Origin of the sequence: Streptomyces sp. SBT349, assembly GCF_001083795.1 — a bacterium.
In the GTDB taxonomy this organism is placed as follows: Bacteria; Actinomycetota; Actinomycetes; order Streptomycetales; family Streptomycetaceae; genus Streptomyces.
Window position 1 is genome coordinate 1 of the sequence record NZ_LAVK01000478.1, and the last position, 4,542, is coordinate 4,542.

Sequence of the window (4,542 nt, forward strand, 5' to 3'; positions counted from 1 at the left end):
GTGCGGGCGCGCCGTTCCACGGGGGCCGGGTCGGGGGTCAGGGCCGGGTCAGGCGTTCCGCGGTGAAGCGGTCGGTGATCAGGACGTTGACCAGGCCGCCGCGCAGCGCGCCGCGCACCGCCTCGGTCTTGCGCCGCCCGCCGGCGACGGCGACGCACCGGGGCACCGCGCGCAGCCCGTCGGGCGTGATGCCGATGACGCGCTCGGCGGTGCCGACGTCGACCGGCGTGCCCTCGGCGTCGAAGAAGTTGAGGCACACGTCGCCCACGGCCCCGGCGGCGCGCAGCCGTTCGAGCTCGGCCGCGGAGAAGACGTTGCCGCTGCTGGCCAGCACCCGGGAGGGCTCCAGCGAGCCGATGCCGACCAGCGCCACCGTGATGCCCTCGAACAGGGCGAGCCCGGCCGCGACGAACGGGTCCTCGCGCAGCGCCCTGGCGCTGGCGGCGGATCCCGCGACCCCGGGGGAGGGCAGGTGCACCGCGCCGCCGTGCAGCACCCGGGCCATCCGGTCGGTGAGCCGGGTGGCGTGCTCGGCGGCGGCCGGATCGCCCACGCCGCCCAGGACCTGCACCACCTGGACCCCGGCGAGCCCCGGCACGGGGTGGAGGTGGTCCACCAGGGCCAGCAGCGAGGCGCTCCAGGAGGAGATGCCGATGACGTCGCCGGAACGCAGCGTGGCCTCCAGGTAGTACGCGGCGGCGGCGCCCAGCTCCGGCAGGACGCGCTGCTCGTCGTCCTCGGCGACCTCCACGACGAGCGCCAGCCTGAGCCCGTAACGCTCCTGGAGCGCGGCCTCCAGCTCCGGGTGGGTGCCGGCCGGCGGGGACACCGTGATCCGTACGATCCCGTGCTGCTCCGCCTTGCTGAGCAGCCGCGACACCCGGGCCTGGGAGAGCCCCAGGCGCCGCGCTATCTGCGGCTGGCGCACGCCCTCGGTGTAGTACATGCGCGCCACCCGCGTCATGATGCGCAGCTCCTCGGGCAATGCCATCGCTCGCTCCTCCCCCTGTGAAGTCCCGTGGCCGCCGGTCCGGTTGGCCATCTTGACGGGTCTCCGACAGAAGGTTAGCTTATGGTGAATCAACATTCATAGGTGAATGGATACTCAGATGAGCCTGTTGACGTGGCATCCTCGATGACGCTGAGGCCCGTTCCGGGCGGCGCGCGCCACCTGCGCGAGCTGCGCCGGTCGTTGACCGAGGCCCCCGAGGCGGAGCGCCGCTCCCGGCTCGCCGGCATCGCCGCGGCGATCCGCCGGCGGAACCTGGCGATGATCCTCCGCGCGGGCATGGGCCACGTGGGCGGCGACTTCTCCGCCGTCGACATCCTGACCGTCCTCTACCTGCTGGTCCTCGACTGCGACCCGGAGCGCCCGCGGGACCCGGAGCGGGACCGCTTCATCCAGAGCAAGGGCCACGGCTCGGGCGCGCTGTACGCCACGCTCTCCTACGCCGGGTTCTTCGCCGACGCCGAGCTGGACACCTATATGGCGCCGCTCTCCCCGCTGGGCGGCCACCCGGACTGCCGCAAGGTCCCCGGCGTGGAGACCAACACCGGGCCGCTGGGCCACGGCCTGCCCTTCGCCGTCGGCGCGGCCCTCGCCGCGCGGCTGGACGGCAGTCCGCGCCGCACGTTCGTCCTCACCGGCGACGGCGAGTTGCAGGAGGGGAGCAACTGGGAGGCGGCGCTGGCCGCGGCCCACCACCGGCTCGACAGCCTGACGGTCGTCGTGGACCGCAACGGGCTCCAGCAGGGCGCCCGCACCGAGGACACCTCGGGCCTGGAGCCGCTGTCCGCCAAGTGGGAGGCGTTCGGCTTCACCGTCCGCGCCGTGGACGGCCACGACCACGAGGCCCTGCGCCGGGAGTTGAGCGCGCCCCCGCCGCCCGGTCGGCCCCGGTGCCTGATCGCGGCCACGCACAAGGGCCACGGCGTGTCGTTCATGGCCGACCGGGTCGAGTGGCACCACCGGGTACCGACCGCCGAGGAAGCCCGGCGCGCCATGGAGGAGTTGCAGCGATGACCGCCGCCCCCGCCTCGGGGCCCGCCGAGGCCACCACGACGCCGACGCACGACTGCCGGGTGGCGTTCGCCGCCACCCTGCTCGACCTGGCCGCCGCCGACCCGCGGGTGGTTGCCGTGTGCAACGACTCCGTCGGCTCCAGCGGGCTGGGGGAGTTCGCCGCCCGCCACCCGGACCGGCTCGTCAACGTCGGCATCGCCGAGCAGGCCATGGTGGGGGTGGGCGCCGGGCTCGCGGGCGGCGGGCGGATCCCGTTCGTCTGCGCCGCCTCCCCCTTCCTCACCGGCCGGGCGCTGGAGCAGATCAAGGCCGATGTGGCGTACTCGCGGGCCAACGTGAAGCTGTGTGGCATGAGCCCCGGCCTCGCCTACGGCGCGCTGGGCCCCACCCACCACAGCATCGAGGACCTGGCCTGGCTGCGCGCCCTGGCGGACCTCACCGTCGTGGTCCCGGCGGACCCGGCGGAGACCGCCGAGGCGGTCCGCTGGGCCCACGCCCACGACGGGCCCGTCTTCCTGCGGGTCGGCCGCACCCCGGTGCCCGCGCTCACCCCCCACGTCCCGTTCGCGCCGGGCCGCGCCGCCGTGCTGCGCCGGGGCGAGGACGTGACGCTCGTGGGCGTGGGCACCACGGTCTCCCTCCTGACGGAGGCGGCCGACCGGCTCGCCCTGCGGGGCGTCTCCGCCCGCGTGCTGAACATGTCCACCGTCAGCCCGCTGGACGAACGGGCCGTGCGCGAGGCCGCCGAGGACACCCGCGGCATCGTCACCGTGGAGGAGCACACCGTGCGCGGCGGGCTCGGCGGCGCCGTCGCGGAGGCGGTGGTCACCCACCGGCCGGTGCCCATGCGCATCCTCGGCGTGCCCGGCGTGTTCGCCCCCACCGGCGACCCCCGCTTCCTGCGCGAGCACTTCCGCATCACCGCCGCCGCGGCCGAGCGGGCCGCGCTCGACCTCCTCGGGCGCGCCCCGTGAGGTCCCCCGCCGTCCTCGCCCTCGACCAGGGGACGTCCAGCACCAAGGCGGTGCTGGTGGACGCGGACGGCGTCGTGCGCGCCACCGCCGCGCGCCCCCTGGCGCTGACCCACCCGGGCCCCGGGCGGGTGGAGCAGGATCCCGTGGAGATCTGGGCGAGCGTGGTGGCGGCCGCGGGCGAGGCGCTCACGGCGCTCGGCCGGCACCCGGGCGCGAAGCTCGCGGCCGTCGCGCTCAGCACCCAGCGCGAGTCGGTGCTCGCCTGGCACGCGGCCACCGGCGAGCCGCTCGGGCCCCTGGTCAGCTGGCAGGATCGCCGGGGCGCGGACCGCTGCGCGCGGCTGGCCGCGGGCGGGCGGGGCGAGGAGATCACCGCCCGCACCGGCCTGCCCGTGGACCCGATGTTCTCCGCCACCAAGGCCGCCGCCCTGCTGGACGACCTCGACCCCGGCCGCGCCGCCGCCCGTTCCGGCCGGATCCGGGTGGGCACGGTGGACGCCTGGCTGCTGCGCCGCATCACGGGGCGCGACGTGACGGAGGCCGGCAACGCCTCGCGCACGCAGCTCCTGGACCTGGCCACCGTGACCTGGGACCCCCAACTGCTCGACCTGTTCGGCGTGGACCGCGCCGCCCTGGCCCAACCGGTCCCCTCCACCGGGCCGTTCGGGACCGCGGACGGCCTGCCCGGCGTGCCCCCCGGCACGCCGCTGGCCGCCGTGCTCGCCGACTCGCACGCCGCCCTGTTCGCCCACGGCGCCGGCCGCCCCGGCGTGATCAAGGCCACCTACGGCAGCGGCTCCTCGCTGATGGCCCTGGCCCCCACCGGACCGGGAACCGGGACCGGACCCGAAGCCGGGGCCGGGCCGGGCCCCGGCGACGTGCCCGAGGGCCTGGCCCGAACGGTCGCCTGGCAGCTGCCGGGCGCCGCCCCCGCCCTCGCGTTCGAGGCCAACATCGCCGCCGCCGGCACCGCCGTGCGCTGGGCCGCGCACCTGCTGGGCACCGACGAGCAGGGGATCGCCGCGCTGGCCGAGGAGGCGGAGGAGACCACGGCCGTCCTGGTGCCGGCCTTCGAGGGCCTGGGCGCCCCCTACTGGGACCGCCGGGCCACCGCGGTGTTCACCGGCTTCACCCAGGCCACCACCCGCGCCGCGTTCGCGCGGGCCGCGCTCGACTCCACGGCGTTCCAGGTCGCGGAGACCCTGCGCCTGTTCGCACGCGCCCTCGGCCCGCCGCGGGTCCTGCACGCCGACGGCGGGGCGAGCGCGAACGCCGCGCTCATGAGGCTCCAGGCCGACCTCTGCGGCTGCCCGGTACGGGTCAGCGCGCATCCCGAGAACTCGGCGCTCGGCGCCGCCCGCCTCGCCGGAGTCGCGCTCGGAATGTGGACGCACGCCGACGTCCGGCGCCACGCGGAGCGGGACACGACCCTGGCGCGGCCCCGGCGGGACGCCGACTGGCGCGCCGCGCGCCTCGCGCGCTGGCGCGACGCCGTCCGCCGGGCACGGCTCCCCGAGGACACCCCCTAGACACCCCGTGCCCCGG

At 76.7% G+C, this 4,542-nt stretch carries 4 protein-coding genes; 3 read left to right on the plus strand and 1 reads right to left on the minus strand.

Features of this window, described 5'->3' with window-relative positions; translation table 11 throughout:
- Positions 1-37: 37 nt before the first annotated feature.
- Complete coding sequence (locus ADY01_RS33150; RefSeq protein ID WP_049580459.1) at positions 38-991, minus strand: sugar-binding transcriptional regulator; 954 nt, start codon at positions 989-991, stop codon at positions 38-40.
- Between the two features lie 132 nt (positions 992-1,123).
- Here ADY01_RS33150 and ADY01_RS33155 point away from each other — a divergent pair, with 132 nt between their 5' ends.
- Genes ADY01_RS33155 through ADY01_RS33165 form a run of 3 tightly spaced genes read left to right on the plus strand, consistent with a single transcriptional unit; the run spans position 1,124 to position 4,526 of the window.
- Positions 1,124-2,023 carry a transketolase gene (locus tag ADY01_RS33155; RefSeq protein WP_234320510.1) on the plus strand — a complete coding sequence of 300 codons (900 nt, stop codon included), beginning with the start codon at positions 1,124-1,126 and terminating at the stop codon, positions 2,021-2,023.
- Complete coding sequence (locus ADY01_RS33160) at positions 2,020-2,997, plus strand: transketolase family protein (protein ID WP_049580460.1); 978 nt, start codon at positions 2,020-2,022, stop codon at positions 2,995-2,997. The genes ADY01_RS33155 and ADY01_RS33160 overlap by 4 nt, the downstream gene beginning before the upstream one ends.
- Positions 2,994-4,526: an FGGY family carbohydrate kinase gene (locus ADY01_RS33165; RefSeq protein WP_049580461.1), complete on the plus strand. Its 1,533-nt coding sequence runs from the start codon at positions 2,994-2,996 to the stop codon at positions 4,524-4,526. The genes ADY01_RS33160 and ADY01_RS33165 overlap by 4 nt, the downstream gene beginning before the upstream one ends.
- Positions 4,527-4,542: the final 16 nt, after the last annotated feature.